General features: G+C 40.8%; 17 protein-coding genes. 3 read left to right on the forward strand and 14 right to left on the reverse strand.

The annotated features are described in order from the left end of the window. Positions 1-256: 256 nt before the first annotated feature. Positions 257-784, reverse strand: a complete 528-nt coding sequence (locus IEV09_RS03735) for an ECF transporter S component (protein WP_188366937.1) — start codon at positions 782-784, stop codon at positions 257-259. A gap of 1 nt (position 785) precedes the next feature. Next, positions 786-1,610 carry a bifunctional hydroxymethylpyrimidine kinase/phosphomethylpyrimidine kinase gene (gene thiD, locus IEV09_RS03740; protein ID WP_188366938.1) on the reverse strand — a complete coding sequence of 275 codons (825 nt, stop codon included), beginning with the start codon at positions 1,608-1,610 and terminating at the stop codon, positions 786-788. A 110-nt stretch (positions 1,611-1,720) separates the two neighbouring features. Here thiD and IEV09_RS03745 point away from each other — a divergent pair, with 110 nt between their 5' ends. Further along, positions 1,721-3,157, forward strand: a complete 1,437-nt coding sequence (locus IEV09_RS03745) for an aminotransferase-like domain-containing protein (protein ID WP_188366939.1) — start codon at positions 1,721-1,723, stop codon at positions 3,155-3,157. A 65-nt stretch (positions 3,158-3,222) separates the two neighbouring features. Here the strand turns inward: IEV09_RS03745 and tuf are convergent, their stop codons facing one another. The 4 genes from tuf to rpsL all read right to left on the reverse strand — a co-directional run bounded on the left by tuf (position 3,223) and on the right by rpsL (position 7,677). Then, entirely contained in the window at positions 3,223-4,410 is a 1,188-nt protein-coding gene (tuf, locus tag IEV09_RS03750; protein WP_188366940.1) for an elongation factor Tu, read from the reverse strand. Positions 4,411-4,564: 154 nt separating this feature from the next. Next, positions 4,565-6,652, reverse strand: a complete 2,088-nt coding sequence (fusA, locus tag IEV09_RS03755; RefSeq protein ID WP_188366941.1) for an elongation factor G — start codon at positions 6,650-6,652, stop codon at positions 4,565-4,567. Positions 6,653-6,731: 79 nt separating this feature from the next. Further along, entirely contained in the window at positions 6,732-7,202 is a 471-nt protein-coding gene (gene rpsG, locus IEV09_RS03760; protein ID WP_188366942.1) for a 30S ribosomal protein S7, read from the reverse strand. Positions 7,203-7,263: 61 nt separating this feature from the next. Beyond that, on the reverse strand, positions 7,264-7,677 hold the full coding sequence (gene rpsL, locus IEV09_RS03765; protein ID WP_188366943.1) for a 30S ribosomal protein S12: 414 nt from the start codon (positions 7,675-7,677) through the stop codon (positions 7,264-7,266). A 316-nt stretch (positions 7,678-7,993) separates the two neighbouring features. Between rpsL and rpiA the strand changes: the two genes are divergently transcribed. Further along, positions 7,994-8,671 carry a ribose-5-phosphate isomerase RpiA gene (rpiA, locus tag IEV09_RS03770; RefSeq protein WP_188366944.1) on the forward strand — a complete coding sequence of 226 codons (678 nt, stop codon included), beginning with the start codon at positions 7,994-7,996 and terminating at the stop codon, positions 8,669-8,671. A gap of 28 nt (positions 8,672-8,699) precedes the next feature. Here the strand turns inward: rpiA and IEV09_RS03775 are convergent, their stop codons facing one another. Further along, positions 8,700-9,086 (reverse strand): hypothetical protein, encoded by a 387-nt coding sequence (locus IEV09_RS03775; protein WP_188366945.1) that lies wholly within the window; start codon positions 9,084-9,086, stop codon positions 8,700-8,702. A gap of 147 nt (positions 9,087-9,233) precedes the next feature. Between IEV09_RS03775 and gpmA the strand changes: the two genes are divergently transcribed. Then, on the forward strand, positions 9,234-9,902 hold the full coding sequence (gene gpmA, locus IEV09_RS03780) for a 2,3-diphosphoglycerate-dependent phosphoglycerate mutase (protein WP_188366946.1): 669 nt from the start codon (positions 9,234-9,236) through the stop codon (positions 9,900-9,902). A 249-nt stretch (positions 9,903-10,151) separates the two neighbouring features. Here gpmA and deoD read toward each other — a convergent pair whose 3' ends face one another. The 7 genes from deoD to IEV09_RS03815 all read right to left on the reverse strand — a co-directional run bounded on the left by deoD (position 10,152) and on the right by IEV09_RS03815 (position 17,945). Next, positions 10,152-10,856: a purine-nucleoside phosphorylase gene (deoD, locus tag IEV09_RS03785; RefSeq protein WP_188366947.1), complete on the reverse strand. Its 705-nt coding sequence runs from the start codon at positions 10,854-10,856 to the stop codon at positions 10,152-10,154. A gap of 30 nt (positions 10,857-10,886) precedes the next feature. Further along, a complete protein-coding gene (locus tag IEV09_RS03790) occupies positions 10,887-11,702 on the reverse strand; it encodes a purine-nucleoside phosphorylase (RefSeq protein ID WP_188366948.1) in 816 nt (271 codons plus the stop codon). A 15-nt stretch (positions 11,703-11,717) separates the two neighbouring features. Then, positions 11,718-12,884 (reverse strand): phosphopentomutase, encoded by a 1,167-nt coding sequence (deoB, locus tag IEV09_RS03795; RefSeq protein ID WP_188366949.1) that lies wholly within the window; start codon positions 12,882-12,884, stop codon positions 11,718-11,720. A 96-nt stretch (positions 12,885-12,980) separates the two neighbouring features. Continuing rightward, positions 12,981-13,937: an ABC transporter permease gene (locus IEV09_RS03800; RefSeq protein WP_188366950.1), complete on the reverse strand. Its 957-nt coding sequence runs from the start codon at positions 13,935-13,937 to the stop codon at positions 12,981-12,983. Then, complete coding sequence (locus tag IEV09_RS03805; protein WP_188366951.1) at positions 13,937-15,082, reverse strand: ABC transporter permease; 1,146 nt, start codon at positions 15,080-15,082, stop codon at positions 13,937-13,939. The genes IEV09_RS03800 and IEV09_RS03805 overlap by 1 nt, the downstream gene beginning before the upstream one ends. Next, positions 15,075-16,613 (reverse strand): ABC transporter ATP-binding protein, encoded by a 1,539-nt coding sequence (locus tag IEV09_RS03810; protein ID WP_188367098.1) that lies wholly within the window; start codon positions 16,611-16,613, stop codon positions 15,075-15,077. Before IEV09_RS03810 ends, IEV09_RS03805 begins: the two co-directional genes overlap by 8 nt. A gap of 237 nt (positions 16,614-16,850) precedes the next feature. Next, positions 16,851-17,945 (reverse strand): BMP family lipoprotein, encoded by a 1,095-nt coding sequence (locus IEV09_RS03815; RefSeq protein WP_188366952.1) that lies wholly within the window; start codon positions 17,943-17,945, stop codon positions 16,851-16,853. Positions 17,946-18,081: the final 136 nt, after the last annotated feature.

Here is an 18,081-nt window from a genome sequence, read left to right on the forward strand (position 1 = left end):
GCCTCTTTTTAAAGTAGACATAGCTCCACGAAAATTTTTCCGTCACGCTCGTCCATGGCAAAGCGTCCGGGCGTGTCGCAACCTCTCGTTTCATAGCCGGTAAAAATTTCTTCCTACCAATGCGTTCACTACTTGATGTAAACAGCACCTGTATGATTATATTATGGATGAAAGATAAAAGCAAGTGTTTTCCATGCTTTTTTTCATAAAAATTGAAAAAGATAAAAAAAAGAGGATTTCTCCCCTTTTTTGCTCGTTATCGCTTTAAAATACGCTTTAATGGGAAGTATAAAAGTGCGACAATTATAATAGTTGTCACTACGTTAATTAAACTAGCTGGCAACTTAGCAGCAGCTGCAATAAAGGCCGTTGAGAGATCATTACCCAAAAAGACAAACAGCACCGTATTCTTTAGTTGGGTCATCAACAATTTTCCTAAGCCTGTTAAACTACCAATGACGATTAATTGCCAAACATGTGTGGGATTCTTCTTATATAGTAGAAAGCCACCGTAAGCAAATGCCCCGACAACAAAACTTTCCAATAAAAAATATGGCGCTTCTGCCGCATAGCCATTTAAAATATCAAAAATCATAAATCCTAATCCACCCGCTAACGAACCTTTTGTATAACCAAGTAACAAGACCGCTAACAATAAGACAGCATTACCTAAATGCGCAAAAGCTCCTGTCGGCATCGGAATTTTAATCATCGTCCCAATAACCGTCAACGCTGCAAACAATGAAACAAAAACAATCGTCCTAGCTGAATTTTCTCGAATCATATCACAGCACCTCTTTCATACGTTCTTGGGCGCTATTATAAGCCCCATGCCAGACATGTCCCACATAAGGATTAATCCGCACGCCTTGTTGAATCGCTGCTGCCACAAATAACTTTGCAACACGAACAGCTTCCAAAACCGTGTACTCTTTTGCTAACGCAGCTGTAATTGCTGCTGCAAAGGTACAACCCGCACCATGATTATACTCAGTAACGTATAATGGTCCTTCAAAAACTTCAAACTCATAACCGTTGTAGAATAAATCGATTGCTCGTGTTTCATGCAATCGATGTCCCCCTTTAACAACGACATTCGCAACGCCTAATCGATGGATAACTTTCGCAGCTTCCTTCATATCGTCGATTGTCTTTAAATCACCTAAACCTGACAAAATTCCTGCTTCGACCAGATTTGGTGTCGCGACTCGCGCTTGAGGTAACAAATAACGCTTTAACCCTTCGACACTCTCCGGTTGTAAAATTTGCGCTGTCCCTTTACAAGCAATTACCGGATCGACGACGATGTTTTTAACACCCTGTTGCTTGATCACTTCGCTTGCAACTTGAATATTGCGCTCATTCCCCATCATTCCTGTTTTTATCGCATGAATAGCTTCCCCTGCAAAAACAGAAACCAATTGTTTTCGCAACAACTCTTCAGGCAAGACTGTTACCTCATGTGTCCAGCCATTTGTCGGGTCCATCGTCACCACCGATGTCACACTCGAAAAACCAAAAACGCCAAACTCTTCAAATGTTTTTAAATCCGCTTGAATCCCAGCACCACCTGTTGAATCCGAACCTGCAATCGTCAATACTTTTTTCATTTCATCCCTCCTACTCCTAGAACTAAGTATAGCGAAGTCAAAACTTGACGAAAACAGCCAATTGGACTATTTTTAAACCATCCACTTTATTTTGAAAGAAGGTTTGTGACATGTGGCAACCAAATAAAAAAGATATTTCTCCTTTGTATCAACAAATCATCGACCACCTCATTCAAGTCATTCAAAAAGGCGATTTAATGCCCGGTGATCACTTGCTATCCGAACGAAAGTTAGCCGAAGCGTACCAAGTCAATCGTTCAACCGTCGTTCGTGCGTTGGACGAGCTTGAAAGTTATGGTTGGATTGAACGTATTCGCGGCAGTGGTACACGTGTTTTAGAAAGCAGTATTCATAATCGACAAATTCCAACACCCTTCATCCGTTTGCTTGGCCGTTCACACTCGAAAGAAGACCCTTATACTATTGCGCTAAAAAGAAAAATCAAAGAACCGACAACACTTGATCTTTACACCGGAGACTTGCCGATTGATTTGATTCCAAATTTCCAGTTCCCACAACTTTCTTGGGAAGAGCTCATCGATGCCGAACAACAGTTAACGTCTACCGGTTATCTACCATTGAAAGCACAAATCCAAAAAAAATTAGCTAGACATATCCAACACCACTCTAGCAACCAAAAAATCTTAATCACTTCTGGATCCACACAGGGAATTATTTTACTTTTACAAACGCTTCTACAACATGGCGATTGCATCGGTACCGAGGCGACCTCATTTTTATATTCTTTACCGATTTTTAGCCCACTTGGAATTGAACTCCAAGGAATTAAACAAGATAACGAAGGAATCGATTGTAATGACTTGGAAGCCAAACTTCAAAAAGGAAAGATTAAACTCCTTTACTTGAATCCTAACTTTCAAAATCCAACGAGTACTACAATGTCACTCGCACGGCGACAAACGATTTTAGAACTTTGCAAGAAGTACCAAATCCCGATTATTGAAGATGATGTTTTTGGTGACTTAACACTCCAGACGCCTTTGCCGACTCTAAAAGAATTAGCACCTGAACAAGTCATCTACTTAGGTTCTTTCTCTAAATTATTTAGCTCTCGCATCAAAATTGGCTGGATTTATGCCAACGCGCCTTTAATTACACGCTTAGCTCAGGTGAAAAACCAAACGGAACAAGAGACGGATCTTTTACCTCAACTCCTTCTAACAGCGGCACTGACTGACTCCGCTTATGAGCCAAAACACCAAGCTTTACTCAGCGAAATGAGACGACGAAGTGAATCATTTACAACCAAAATGACTGCGTTAGCGGACTATTGGGATTTTTCACCAATCGAAGGTGGTCTGTATTATTGGCTCACTTGGAAACATGAGCGTTTATCTCGTAAAGATTGGCAATTATTCTTAGATTATCACTTAGCCCTTGCACCCGCTTTTTTATTCGGCGACTCAACCAATCAATGCCGCGTCAATTACACACGACTTTCTATCGAACAACAGGTTATTTTTTTTGATAAACTGCAACAGATTAGCCAACAAATCAAAAGCGACTCACGCCACCCGTTAAGGTGATGTGAGTCGTTTTTCAATAAAAAAAGAAGCAAAGAGCATTTACGCTCTTCGCTTCCTTAATGTAATTATTTAGTGATTTCAGAAACAACGCCTGAACCAACAGTACGTCCGCCTTCACGAATAGAGAAACGAGTTCCTTCTTCGATAGCGATTGGGTGAATTAAGTCAACGTTAATTGTAACGTTATCACCAGGCATAACCATTTCAGTACCTTCTTGTAAGTGAACAACGCCAGTTACGTCAGTTGTACGGAAGTAGAATTGTGGACGGTAGTTAGTGAAGAATGGAGTATGACGTCCACCCTCTTCTTTACTCAATACATAAACTTCAGCGATGAATTGAGTATGTGGAGTGATTGTTCCTGGTTTAGATAATACTTGTCCACGTTGGATGTCTTCACGAGCAACCCCACGTAATAAAGCACCGATGTTATCGCCTGCTTCAGCGTAGTCTAATAATTTACGGAACATTTCAACACCTGTTACAGTAGTGTTTTTAGTTTCTTCTTCAATACCAACGATTTCAACAACGTCTCCAACGCGAACTTCTCCACGTTCAACACGGCCTGTTGCAACTGTTCCACGACCAGTGATTGAGAATACGTCCTCAACTGGCATCATGAATGGTTTCTCAGTATCACGAACTGGTGTTGGGATGTACTCATCAACAGCAGCCATTAATTCAAAGATTTTCTCTTGGTATACTGGGTCGCCTTCTAAAGCGCGTAAAGCAGAACCTGCAACAACTGGAGTGTCATCGCCTGGGAAATCGTAATCTGATAATAAGTCACGAACTTCCATTTCTACTAATTCTAATAACTCTTCATCGTCAACCATATCCATTTTGTTTAAGAATACAACGATGTATGGAACACCAACGTTACGAGATAATAAGATATGCTCGCGAGTTTGTGGCATTGGACCATCAGCAGCAGATACTACTAAGATTGCTCCATCCATTTGTGCAGCACCAGTGATCATGTTTTTAACGTAATCCGCGTGACCTGGGCAGTCCACGTGAGCGTAGTGACGAGTTTCAGTTTCGTACTCTACGTGTGAAGTTGAGATTGTGATTCCACGTTCGCGCTCTTCTGGAGCACCATCGATTGAAGCGTAGTCAGAAGCTTGCGCCCAACCTTTTGTAGCTAATGTAGTTGTAATTGCAGCTGTTAAAGTAGTTTTACCATGGTCAACGTGTCCGATAGTACCGATGTTTACATGGGGTTTAGAACGGTCAAATTTTTCTTTTGCCATTTTAAATGTTCCTCCTAAAAATATGAATTTTGATTTTTTTATGCTGATAGGTAAGCAATCTAACAAAAGATTGCTTGCCCATATCATCGCTAACATTGTACACGAAATTCAACAAAAAACATAGCTCTTTGCAAAATTTCATTTGTCATAAAGATTATTCGTCGGTTTTGCCGCCGTTTTTCTTAATGATTTCTTCTTGAATTGATTTTGGTACGTCTTCATAGTGGTCAAATACCATCATGAATGTTCCACGTCCTTGAGTTGAAGAACGTAGAGTTGTTGCGTAACCAAACATTTCTGATAATGGCACCATCGCGTTAACGATTTGTGCATTACCATGAGCTTCCATACCTTCAACGCGTCCACGACGAGCTGTTACGTGACCCATAATGTCTCCTAAGTTTTCCTCAGGGGCAGTAATCGTCACTTTCATCATAGGTTCAAGAATTGATGGATTTGCTTTTTTAGCAGCAGCACGTAACGCTAATGAAGCTGCGACACGGAATGCTGTTTCACTTGAATCGACATCATGGTAAGAACCATCATATAGTCGAGCTTTAACGTCTACTAATGGATATCCAGCTAATACACCGTTCTCCATAGAGTCAATTAAACCTTTTTCAACCGCTGGGATGTATTCACGAGGAACCACACCACCGACAATCGCGTTTTCAAATTCAAAGCCTGCTCCTTCTTCGTTCGGAGAGAATTGGATCCATACGTGACCGAATTGACCTTTACCACCCGATTGACGAACGAATTTACCTTCAACGTCTGCTGAAGAGCGGAACGTTTCACGGTAAGATACTTGTGGAGCACCTACGTTAGCTTCTACTTTGAACTCACGGCGCATACGGTCAACTAACACGTCTAAGTGAAGCTCACCCATACCTGCGATAACTGTTTCACCAGTTTCCGGGTTAGAAGTAACGCGGAATGATGGATCTTCTTCAGCAAGTTTTTGTAACGCCACACCCATTTTATCTTGGTCAGCTTTTGATTTTGGCTCAACAGCAACTTCGATAACTGGTTCTGGGAATTCAATTGATTCTAAGATAACTGGGTTCTTCTCATCACATAGAGTGTCTCCAGTTGTTGTATCTTTCAAACCAACAGCAGCTGCGATATCACCTGAATAAACCGTTTGGATTTCTTCACGAGAGTTCGCGTGCATTTGTAGGATACGACCGATACGTTCACGTTTGCCTTTTGAAGCATTCAATACATATGATCCAGAGTTTAATGTTCCAGAGTATACGCGGAAGAATGTTAAACGACCTACGAACGGGTCAGTCATTACTTTAAATGCTAATGAAGAGAATGGTGCTTCGTCAGTTGACGCGCGCTCAGTTTCTTCATCTGTTTTCGGATTAATACCTTTGATCGCCGGAACATCTGTTGGCGCAGGTAAGTAATCGATAACTGCATCTAATAATAATTGAACACCTTTGTTTTTGAAAGCTGTTCCACATAGAACTGGGAAGAATTCAACTGTTAAAGTTGCTTTACGAATCGCTGCTTTTAATTCAGCTTCTTCGATTTCTTCGCCGTCTAGGAATTTCAGCATTAATTCTTCATCGAAATCAGCAACTGCTTCGATTAATTTTTCACGATATTCTTCAGCTTGCTCTAAGTATTCAGCTGGGATCTCTTCTTCAACCATGTCAGTTCCTAAATCATTTGTATAGATTTCGGCTTTCATTTTTACTAAGTCGATGATTCCAGTAAATGTATCTTCCGCACCCATTGGTAATTGGATTGGGTGAGCGTTTGCTTGTAAACGATCGTGTAATGTTGATACAGAATATAAGAAGTCTGCACCAGTTTTGTCCATTTTGTTACAGAAAACAGCACGTGGTACACCGTAGTCTGTTGCTTGACGCCAAACAGTTTCTGTTTGAGGCTCTACACCTGATTGTGAGTCTAGAACAGTTACCGCACCATCAAGTACGCGTAGTGAACGTTGAACTTCGATTGTGAAATCCACGTGTCCTGGTGTATCGATGATGTTTACGCGATTACCTTTCCATTGTGCTGTTGTAGCAGCAGATGTAATAGTAATTCCACGTTCTTGCTCTTGCTCCATCCAGTCCATTTGTGAAGCTCCCTCGTGGGTTTCACCAAGTTTGTGGATTTTACCAGTGTAGTATAAGATACGCTCAGTTGTTGTAGTTTTACCCGCATCAACGTGAGCCATGATACCGATATTACGAGTGTTTTCTAAAGAAAATTCTCTTCCCATGTTAGGTTGTTCTCCTCTCAAATAGTTACTTTATGCTAAAGTTGCAATCTTTCTACTTCTTAAAAAAGTAGGGAGGATCTTACCAACGATAGTGAGCGAATGCACGGTTAGCATCAGCCATTTTATGAGTGTCTTCACGTTTCTTAACTGAAGCACCTGTATTGTTAGCTGCATCCATGATTTCTTTTGCTAAGCGTTGTTCCATTGTGTGTTCTCCACGCAAACGTGCGTAGTTAACAACCCAACGAAGAGCTAACGTTGTACGACGTTCAGGGCGAACTTCAACTGGTACTTGATAGTTAGAACCCCCTACACGACGAGCTTTTACTTCTAAAACAGGCATAACGTTTTTCATTGCTTGTTCGAAAACTTCCAATGGATCGTTACCTGTTGTTTCTTTAATAATTTCAAATGAGTTGTAGATGATGTTTGCTGCAACTCCACGCTTACCGTCAATCATAATACGGTTAATTAAACGTGTTACTACTTTCGAGTTATAAATTGGATCTGGCAAAACATCGCGTTTTGTAATTGGTCCCTTACGAGGCATCCATAACTCCTCCTTTACGTATAATATGTTTTTGTGTTTCGTTTAATTTCAATAGTTGTTCTTAAGCTTTAGGACGTTTCGTTCCGTATTTAGAACGAGATTGTTTACGGTCGTTAACTCCCGCAGTATCTAAAGCACCACGAACGATGTGGTAACGTACTCCAGCCAAATCTTTTACACGTCCTCCGCGTAATAAGACAACACTGTGCTCTTGTAAGTTATGGCCAATCCCTGGGATATAAGCTGTAACTTCAATTAAGTTAGATAAACGAACACGCGCATATTTACGTAACGCCGAGTTAGGTTTTCTTGGTGTCATTGTTCCCACACGAGTTGCTACCCCACGTTTTTGAGGTGAGTTCACGTTTGTGTGAATTTTCTTGAAACTGTTATATCCTTTGTTCAATGCAGGTGAATTTGATTTATCCGCCTGAGATTTACGAGGTTTACGTACTAATTGGTTAATTGTAGGCATTCCTTGTATTCCTCCTTCCTTAATTCGCTATTATAGACCCACACATCCAGGTGGTTCTTTTCATGCGATAAAAAATAATGCAATTTCATGCATTCGATCTGATTGTACTTTTCAACAGTCAGCATGTCTTCAAAAAAGACCTGTATATAAGCACCTTCGAAATCATACCATGCTTTAACAAGCGTGTCAACACTTTCCCTCATTATTTTCTGGTCTTTTTCATTTTTCTTCACCTACTGATTTTAACTATTCTTTTCAAGGTTTCACCTATATAATAGAAGGAGCATGAAAAACTCGTTATAAGGTGGGAATTAAAATGAATTTAAAAGAAATGGTTGGTATTAAAGCAGCAAGTTATGTTAAAGATGGGATGACGGTTGGTTTAGGGACTGGATCGACTGCCTATTATATGATTGAAGAACTCGGTCGCCGTGTGAAAGAAGAAAATCTAGATATCGTAGGTGTTCCGACTTCTTTTGCTTCAAAAGAACAAGCCGAAGCACTTGGGATTATCATTAAAGATATCGATGCAGTGACACACATTGATTTAACGATTGATGGTGCGGATGAAATTAGCCAAACTTTTCACGGCATCAAAGGCGGTGGCGCGGCATTACTTTTTGAAAAAATTGTTGCAACGTATTCAAAAGAAGTCATTTGGATTGTTGATGATTCCAAAATGGTTGAAAAGTTAGGTAAGTTCCCCTTACCCGTTGAGGTCGTCCCTTATGGTCAAGAGCAGCTCTTCCGTCTTTTCCAAGAAAAAGGCTATAACCCAACTTTCCGTATGGAAACAGAAGATCAATTGAGAAAAACCGATTCCGGCCACTCAATTATCGATTTAAACTTAGACGTCATTGAAGATCCGATTGCTCTAGCGTTGGAACTCGATCAAACCGTAGGCGTCGTTGAACACGGCTTATTTAACAATATGGTAAATACCGTCATTATCGGCGAAGCTCACGGACCAAAAGTCATCGAAAACATTCGTTAACTTCTATATAAATACAAAAAAGCAGCGATTATGTCTCTTCGAACATCATCGCTGCTTTTTTGCGACGTTTTTCTAAAAAATAAATACCTAAGAAGTTTAACCAAACCGTCAGAATCGATGGCAAATAAAAAGTCAAAAAGATTTCTAGTGCCAAAACGTATGAACCCGTTAACGCGAATACAATCCCAATCGGCAACGTCAAAACGACCACGCCATGCCCGACTAAAAATAAAGCAAACATCGCTTGTTGCACTCTTAGAAAAACCATCATCCGAGAACTCAATAGCAAAAGACTAAATAAGATTGCACAGAAGATGATATAACCTGCTCCATTATCAAAATCAAACCAACCAAGCTGACGATAAGTAATGAAACAATTAGATAAAAATATCACCCAAAACCAAATTCCACGCATGCCTTCTCCTCCTTTTCTACTATATATATGTTTATTTAGTATACCTGAATCTGCTTATCAATGGTTCTAATTGGTATTTTTTTATAAAAAGATGTACGCTAAACATATCAAATTTATAGGGTATTGCCCTAAGGAGGAATGTTACACATGGTAAAATTAGTTTTTGCTCGACATGGTTTGAGCGAATGGAACAAGTTAAATCAATTTACTGGTTGGGTGGATGTCGATTTAGCACCTGAAGGGATTGAAGAAGCGAAAGAGGCAGGCAAAAAAATCAAACAAGCTGGGATTGAATTCGACATCGCATTTACGTCTGTTCTCACTCGCGCCATCAAGACTTGTAACTACATTCTAGATGGTAGCGATCAACTCTGGGTACCACAAATTAAATCTTGGCGTTTAAACGAAAGACATTACGGCGCACTCCAAGGCTTAAACAAACAAGAAACACGTGATAAATATGGCGATGAACAAGTGCATATTTGGCGCCGTTCCTATGACGTGCTTCCTCCATTATCGCAAGAAAAACCCGACCGTCGTTACCGCCACTTAGCGCCACAAGATATTCCTAAAGGCGAGAACTTAAAAATCACGTTAGAACGCGCCCTGCCTTTTTGGCAAGACGAGATTGCGCCGGCACTTCTAGACAACAAAACCGTACTCGTCGCCGCTCACGGAAACTCGCTACGTGCATTAGCCAAACATATTGAAGGCATTTCCGATGAAGATATTATGAACTTAGAAATCCCGACCGGCATCCCACTTGTTTATGAAATGGATGATCAGTTGAATGTATTGAATAAATATTATTTATAAGAAATAAAAAGTCAGCACTAGGAATCTCCTAGTACTGACTTTTTTTATTTTTAAATACATACGATTGACTAGAACTGCTAGAGGGTCTCTTTGCCTCTCGCGCCAAAGCGCTCCAAAGCAACGACCTCTATTAGACGGTATAAAAAAGGCAGCTACTCGGTCATAAGCCAAAATCTTTTTGAAAGTAAAAAAACACTTTCAAACGATTTCCGGCTTATGACTCGTAGCTGAACGCCTTTTTTATAACCTTTATCTTATCGCTGTTTCTAGGCCGATTTGGATCATTTCGTTGAAGCTTGTTTGACGTTCTTCTGAAGTTGTTTCTTCGCCGGTGATTAAGTGGTCACTTACGGTACAGATTGCTAGTGTTTCGACATTGAATTTTGCGCCTAAGTAGTATAATACCGCGGCTTCCATCTCAACACCTTTGACTCCATATTTTGCTAGTTCCAACGTTTCAGCTGTGTACTCTTTATAGAAGCTATCTTCTGATAAAATATTTCCGACGTGGGTCGTTACGCCTTTATCCATTGCAATTTCATAGGCATTTTTCATTAAATGGAAATCCGCAATCGGTGCAAACTCAAAATAAGGGAAGTTGCGCTTAATAATCCCACTAGTCGTTACCGCTCCTTGGGCAATGACTAAATCACGTACGTGAACATCTGTCGATAACGCGCCACATGTTCCCACACGGATTAATCGTTTCACGTCATAAGATTGAATTAATTCATGGATGTAAATCGATGCTGATGGCATCCCCATTCCTGTCCCTTGTACAGAAACGCGTTCGCCTTTATACGTTCCCGTATATCCTAGCATACCGCGGACATTGTTATAGCAAACAGGGTTTTCTAAAAACGTCTCAGCGATGTATTTCGCACGCAATGGATCTCCTGGTAATAAAATTTTATCTGCAATTTCACCTGGTTTTGCTTCGATATGAACACTCATTCTTTTATTCCTCCTCAAATGTGGTATGCATTATAATGCTGCTAATGTTTCTTTCACTAATGATTTGAATTCTACTTTTACGCGTTCCGTTGTTTCAACAACTTCTGCGTGGTTTAAGTTCTTTTGCATTCCTGCAGCTAAGTTTGTGATACAAGAAATGCCAAGTACTTTTAATCCGCTATGTGCAGCAACAATCACTTCTGGTACGGTAGACATCCCAACTGCATCTGCGCCAATCGTACGCGCGAAACGAATTTCAGCTGGTGTTTCATATGTTGGACCAGAGAATCCCATATAGACGCCTTCTTTTAAGTGCAAGCCTTTTTCTTCAGCGATTTTTTTAGCGATTTCGCGATAGCTTAATGTATAAGCTTCACTCATATCCGGGAAACGCGGTCCCATGTCTTCTTCGTTTTCACCAATCAATGGGTTATCGCCCATGAAGTTGATTTGGTCTGTGATTAACATTAAATCACCCGGTGTGAATGTTGTATTTACGCCACCACAAGCATTCGTTACGATAACAGAATGTGCTTCTAATGCTTTCATGACACGTACAGGATACGTTACTGTTTGCATTGAATGTCCTTCGTAATAGTGGAAACGTCCTTGTAAAGCTAATACTTTTTTACCTGATAACGTACCATAGACTAATTGTCCTGCGTGACCAACCACTGTTGATACTGGGAAATGCGGGATTTGATCATAAGGAATCACAACTGGGTGCTCGATTTCTTCCGCTAACTCGCCTAAACCTGAACCTAAAATTAAACCAAATTCAACGTCTGCCACGCCTTGGTCTTTCATAAATTGAATTGTTTCTTGTAACTTACTTGTTAATGTCATTAATAGTTCCTCCTTTTATTTTAAAAGCGCTAAGAAGCTCTTGCCGTTTTCTGTCGCTGGCACGCCAAAATTCTCTGCAATCGTCGCTGAGATATCGGCGAAGAATCCTTGCGGGATGGCCCCTGCTTGTTCGAATTTTTTACTAAAGACAAGCAATGGCACGTACTCACGTGTATGATCGGTTCCTGGAAAAGTTGGATCATTTCCGTGGTCCGCCGTAATCAGTAATAAATCCTCTTCTTCTAACGCAGCCAAGATTTCTGGGATGCGTTGATCGAAATCTTCAATCGCTTTTGCATAACCTTCCACATCGCGGCGGTGACCATATAACGCGTCAAAGTCCACGAGGTTGGTGAAGCTTAAACCGGTGAAATCTTGCTTCATAACGTTTAGTAGTTGATCGACGCCATCCATGTTGTCTTTCGTCCGAACCGAATCCGTGATGCCTTGACCGTTGAAAATATCATTGATTTTCCCGACCGCAATCACGTCTTTGTCGTTATCTTTTAGGGAATCGAGAACCGTGCGACCAAATGGATCGAGTGCGTAGTCATGACGATTGCTTGTCCGTTTGAAATTGCCTGGTTCGCCTAAGTAAGGACGCGCGATAATGCGACCAATCATATACGGATCGTCTTTCGTAATCTCTCGGACGTATTCACAAATACGATACAGTTCTTCTAACGGGATAATGTCTTCATGTGCGGCAATTTGTAAGACTGGATCTGCCGATGTATAGACGATTAAATCACCGGTCTCCATTTGATGTGCACCGTAATCATCTAAGACTTGTGTCCCTGAATAAGGCAAGTTACACACAATTTTGCGTCCTGAAAATTCTTCGATTTGTTTTAACAACTCCGCTGGAAATCCTTCTGGAAAAACACGGAACGGTGTTTGAATATTTAACCCCATAATTTCCCAGTGTCCAGTCATCGTGTCTTTACCAACCGAAACTTCTTCTAATTTCGTCGCATACCCTTGATGATCTTGACGCTGCTCAACACCTTTTAAGGGGCGAATCGCACCTAAACCAAGCGCTTCAAGATTTGGAATATTTAAACCCGCGACTTCTGCAATGTGTCCTAAAGTATCTGAGCCAACATCGTTAAATTGAGCAGCATCAGGTGCTTCACCAATTCCGACTGAATCCATCACGATTAAATGTACACGTTTAAACATTTGATTTCCTTCTTTCTTTTGGTTGTTTTCTTTTATTCTACACAAAAGGGCAGATTAAAGCGATATTCTCCCTTAATCCCACCCTTTTGCAAAAGATTATTTTGATTTGATATAGTTGCGACCATTCGCTTTTGGACCAGAAGCTTTTCCTAAAAAGGCAACCAATACAATAATCGTCATTAAATATGGTGCAATTTGTAATAAAATTGGCGGGATGGAGGAAATGATTGGTAGTTGCGCACCGATAATACTTAAACTTTGTGCAAAACCAAAGAATAAAGCGGCTCCCATCGCCCCAAGTGGATTCCATTTACCAAAAATCATTGCTGCCATTGAAATGAATCCTTGACCAACAATCGTTCCAACTGAGAAGTTCCCAGAAATGGATTGCGCAAAGACTGCGCCACCTAAGCCACCAAGTAAACCAGAAATTAAAACACCCGCATAGCGGAATTTGTAAACATTAATACCTAATGTATCTGCTGCTTGTGGATTTTCACCCACTGAACGCAAACGCAAACCAAAGCGTGTTTTAAATAAGACAAACCAAGCAAAGACCGCAATTAAAATCGCTAAGTACGCTGGTAAGAACGTATTTTTAAAGAAGATTGGTCCTAACACCGGAATTTTTTCTAAACCAGGGAAAGAATAGTAACCTAGATTATACGTAATATTATCCGTTTGACCTTTACCATACCATGCTTTGATTAAGAAAACCCCTAAAGCCGGTGCCATCAAATTGACAACCGTACCACTAATAATATGATCGGCACGAAACGTAATTGTCGCAACCGCATGAATTAATGAAAAGACTAATCCGACAGCGCCTCCGACTAAAATCGCAAGCCACGGTGTCCATGCACCAAATTGATCCGCCATCTCTAAGTTAAAGACGACCGCACTAAATGCTCCCATTACCATGATTCCTTCTAAACCTACGTTAACGACGCCACTACGCTCAGAGAAGGTGCCGCCAAGAGCGGTTAAAATCAAGGGCGTGGAGTATGTAAGTGTGGCTAATACAATTAAGGCAATTGTTCCAACAACTGACATTATTCTTCGCCTCCTTCCGCTTTTTCTTCATCAGGTTCTAAAGCTGTCTCCATCACAACAATGGCTTCAATCGCCTCGTCTTTACGCATCGGTAAAAACTTATTGACTGCCACACGGACAATATAGTTAATTCCTACAAAGAAGATAATCAAGGCAATCGATACGTTGACAATTTCAAACGGGATATTGGCACCTGTTTGCATGCCTAGACCACCAATTTTCAAAACACTAAAGAGTAAAGCCGATAATAAAATCCCAATTGAAGTCCCTGAACCAAGTAAAGAGACCGCCATACCGTCAAAACCAATCGCAAGCGAACCTGTTTGAACGAAGAAGTTTTGGTATGTTCCCAAACCTTCCATCACGCCACCTAAACCAGCAAGGCCACCAGAAATGACCATTGACATGACGATTGTGCGACGGCTACTCATTCCAGCATACTCTGACGCATAAGGGTTTAAACCAACCGAACGAATTTCATAACCTAACGTTGTTTTCTTCATTAAGAACCATACAAGAACCAACATCAACAGCGCTAAGAAGAGTCCGCTGTTCACTCGTGAACCTCCGAAAAATTCGGTTAACCACGGTAGACGCAACGTCGCGTTTTCTGCAATCGGCTTCGAAGCATCTAAGTTGTTGCGCATGCTTTCTGGCATCACGTTTTGTAACATGAAGGTACTTAAATATAATAAAATGTAGTTCATCATAATCGTTACGATAACTTCACTCGTACCAAAAAAGGCACGTAAGAAACCTGGAATCGCGGCAGCTACTGCTCCTGCTGCGGCACCAATCAAAACAGCTAGTGGCAACATCAGTAAGCGCGGCATATCTGGGAAAGCTAAAGCAAACCAGACACTGGCAACCCAACCACTTAATGCTTGTCCAGATAACCCGATATTGAAAAATCCGGCCGAGTTGGCAACCGAGAAACCAAGTGCTGTAAAGATTAACGGGGTTGCTTGACGAAGCGTCTCCCCGATACTACGTGTACTTCCTAATGAGGCGTCTAGCATCCAAGCGTAACCTGAAATCGGATTATAGCCGAATGCGATCATTAATAGACCACCTAATAGCAATCCGAGTATAACGGATATCACGGGAATTAAAATATTCCGAATTCTTTCAGTGCGGTTATGCATTCTCCGTCACCTCCTGTTGTTCTAATTCTTGACGGGCTTTTTCTAAAGAAGAGCCAGCCATTAATAATCCAAGCTCTTGTTCTGATGTTTCATCGGCATTCACGACGCCGACAATTTGACCGTCGTGAATCACGGCAATTCGATCCGAGACATTCAGAATTTCTTCTAATTCAAAACTTACAAGTAGCACGGCTTTAAATTTATCTCGTTGCTCGATAATGCGTTTATGAATAAATTCAATCGCTCCGACATCCAATCCACGAGTCGGGTTAGCGACAATTAATAAATCTGGATCGCGACTAATCTCGCGCGCAATAATTGCTTTTTGTTGGTTTCCGCCAGAAAGTGCTTTTGCAGGTACCAATTCATTCACCGTACGAACATCATATTCTTGAATCAAATCACGTGCATGGTAATTCATTTCACTGTAATTTAAGATGCCAAAATGACTCATTGGCTCTTTATAATACGTTTGTAACGCAATATTTTCTGAAACCGACATTTCTAAAATCAAGCCGTATTTATGGCGATCTTCTGGAACATGCGATACGCCAGCTTCGGTAATTTTACGTGGACGTAAATTCGTGATTTTCTCATCGTTTAAAATGATTTCACCACTTTCAACTTTACGCAAACCAGTCAATGCTTGAATTAATTCCGATTGACCATTCCCGTCAATCCCAGCAATCCCTAACACTTCTCCGGCACGCACTTCTAAACTCAAGCCTTTAACTGCTGTTAAGCCACGGTTTTCTTTGACAACTAAATTATCAACCGACAACACGACTTCTTGTGGATCAGCTACTTTTTTATCCGTTTTAAAGGAAACTGAACGGCCAACCATCATATCGGCTAACTCTTGTGAATTCACATCCGCAACATTGACTGTGCCAATGCCTTTTCCACGACGAATGACCGTACAACGATCCGCTACCGCTTTGATTTCATCTAATTTATGCGTAATCAAAATAATTGATTTGCCTTCTTGCACTAGCCCTTGCATAATTTTCGCTAGCTCTTCAATCTCTTGCGGTGTTAATACTGCTGTTGGTTCATCGAAAATTAAAATATCCGCTCCACGGTATAACATTTTCAAAATCTCAACCCGTTGTTGCATCCCTACCGAAATATCGCGAATATGGGCATCCGGATTGACTTGCAAACCATATTGATTGGACACACGTAAAATTTCTTCACGCGCTTTACGGCGATCTAATAACCCTAAACGTCCTGGTTCATTCCCTAAAATAATATTCTCGGTTACGGTAAAAGCATCGACTAACATAAAGTGTTGATGAACCATCCCAATTCCTAATTGACTTGCTTTTGTCGGACTCGTAATCTTAACCACTTCACCGTTCATGAAAATGTCACCTGAAGTTGGTTCAAGTAAGCCTGATAAAACATTCATTAATGTTGATTTCCCTGCGCCGTTCTCACCAAGTAACGCATGAATTTCACCTTTTTTGACTTGCAAATTAATTTGATCGTTTGCTTTAAAGGTACCAAAACTCTTGGTAATATCCCGCATCTCGATGACAAATTGTTCTCCCGTCACAATGCTCACTTCCTTTTTTTAAATGACTCGTACTAAAAATAATAGCAACAAAAAATAGAGAGAGTACTTCTTTTTTCTCTCAATTAAAGACTTTCTAAGAAAATCCTTAAGTGAAAGAAAAAAGACCGTTGCGCCAAAGTCATATTTGATTTTTGCGTTCCGGTCTTTCTTCTCACAACATTTATCTGTCAAATATCTAATAATTTAAAACTATGCTGCAGGTACTTCTGGTACTTCAAGTTCACCTGAAATGATTTGTTCTTTCGCTTTGTTGACTGCTGCTAAAGCTTCTGCTGATAATTGACCGTCTGTTAAGCCAACACCCTCTTCTTTCAAACCATAAACAGTATGTTCGCCACCAGGGAATTTACCTTCAACCGCTTTTTGAGCTAAGTCTTGAACAACTGTTCCAACACCTTTAGTTGTTGAAGTTAACGTGAAGTTTAAATCTTCGCCGTCTAATTTGTAGCCACCCTCGTCTGATTGATCACGGTCAACACCGATAACCCAAACTTTTTTGTCGCCTGTTTCGTTAATTGCTTTCGCTTCTTGGAAAACACCATTTCCTGTTTCGCCTGATGCGTGATAAACGATATCTGCGTCTTGTCCATACATTCCTTGAGCAATTGCGCGACCTTTATCTGGCGCACTGAAATCACCTGCGTATTGAACTTCAACTTTTACTTCTTTACCTAATTCTTTCGCTCCAGCTTCAACACCGGCAACAAAACCAGCTTCGAAACGGTCGATTACTTGCCCTTTAACCCCACCAACGAATCCAACTTTGTTTGTTTCAGTTGAGTAAGCTGCTGCGATTCCTGCTAAGTAAGCTGCTTCATGGTCTTTAAATGTTGCAGATACTACGTTGTCGCCTTCAACAATATCATCAATGATGGCAAAGTTGATATTTGGATTTAATGCTGCTTGTTCTTTAATCGCTGGTTGTAATTTATAACCAATACCAAAGACTGTTTGGAATCCTGCGTTTAACGCTTGGTCAATATTTGGAATATAGTCTGCTTCGTTTTGTGATTGGAAGTACTTGTAACCACTTGTACCTTCCTCCACGTTGTTTGCAGCGCCCCATGCTTTTAACCCTTCCCATGCGGATTGGTTAAATGAACGGTCATCTACTCCACCAGTATCCGTAATTAGTGCGGCAGTTGCGATTTCTGTTGTCGCGTCGCCCCCTGCTGATCCATTTCCTGCGTCTGATCCGTCTGTTTTACCGCCACCACATGCTGCTAGTACAAATGCACTTGCTAATGCTACTGCGCCGAAACCGAATAATTTTGCTTTTTTCATTTCTGTAAAGCCCCCTAATAAATAGTTTTTATTTTCAAAAGCCTTTAACGGCCCCTTGAACAGATTAAGATTTCTCTCGTGAACACACTTGAGAAAAAATGAAGTAAAACAACGACATTGACGCTTGATTATTCGC

Source organism: Enterococcus alcedinis (assembly GCF_014635985.1).
GTDB classification, from domain to species: Bacteria; Bacillota; Bacilli; order Lactobacillales; family Enterococcaceae; genus Enterococcus_I; species Enterococcus_I alcedinis.

Coding starts and splice junctions, on each gene's coding strand:
- IEV09_RS03735 (WP_188366937.1), bottom strand. CDS start 784: ATGATTCGAGAAAATTCAGCTAGGACGATTGTTTTTGTTTCATTGTTT.
- thiD (WP_188366938.1), bottom strand. CDS start 1,610: ATGAAAAAAGTATTGACGATTGCAGGTTCGGATTCAACAGGTGGTGCT.
- IEV09_RS03745 (WP_188366939.1), top strand. CDS start 1,721: ATGTGGCAACCAAATAAAAAAGATATTTCTCCTTTGTATCAACAAATC.
- tuf (WP_188366940.1), bottom strand. CDS start 4,410: ATGGCAAAAGAAAAATTTGACCGTTCTAAACCCCATGTAAACATCGGT.
- fusA (WP_188366941.1), bottom strand. CDS start 6,652: ATGGGAAGAGAATTTTCTTTAGAAAACACTCGTAATATCGGTATCATG.
- rpsG (WP_188366942.1), bottom strand. CDS start 7,202: ATGCCTCGTAAGGGACCAATTACAAAACGCGATGTTTTGCCAGATCCA.
- rpsL (WP_188366943.1), bottom strand. CDS start 7,677: ATGCCTACAATTAACCAATTAGTACGTAAACCTCGTAAATCTCAGGCG.
- rpiA (WP_188366944.1), top strand. CDS start 7,994: ATGAATTTAAAAGAAATGGTTGGTATTAAAGCAGCAAGTTATGTTAAA.
- IEV09_RS03775 (WP_188366945.1), bottom strand. CDS start 9,086: ATGCGTGGAATTTGGTTTTGGGTGATATTTTTATCTAATTGTTTCATT.
- gpmA (WP_188366946.1), top strand. CDS start 9,234: ATGGTAAAATTAGTTTTTGCTCGACATGGTTTGAGCGAATGGAACAAG.
- deoD (WP_188366947.1), bottom strand. CDS start 10,856: ATGAGTGTTCATATCGAAGCAAAACCAGGTGAAATTGCAGATAAAATT.
- IEV09_RS03790 (WP_188366948.1), bottom strand. CDS start 11,702: ATGACATTAACAAGTAAGTTACAAGAAACAATTCAATTTATGAAAGAC.
- deoB (WP_188366949.1), bottom strand. CDS start 12,884: ATGTTTAAACGTGTACATTTAATCGTGATGGATTCAGTCGGAATTGGT.
- IEV09_RS03800 (WP_188366950.1), bottom strand. CDS start 13,937: ATGTCAGTTGTTGGAACAATTGCCTTAATTGTATTAGCCACACTTACA.
- IEV09_RS03805 (WP_188366951.1), bottom strand. CDS start 15,082: ATGCATAACCGCACTGAAAGAATTCGGAATATTTTAATTCCCGTGATA.
- IEV09_RS03810 (WP_188367098.1), bottom strand. CDS start 16,613: ATGCGGGATATTACCAAGAGTTTTGGTACCTTTAAAGCAAACGATCAA.
- IEV09_RS03815 (WP_188366952.1), bottom strand. CDS start 17,945: ATGAAAAAAGCAAAATTATTCGGTTTCGGCGCAGTAGCATTAGCAAGT.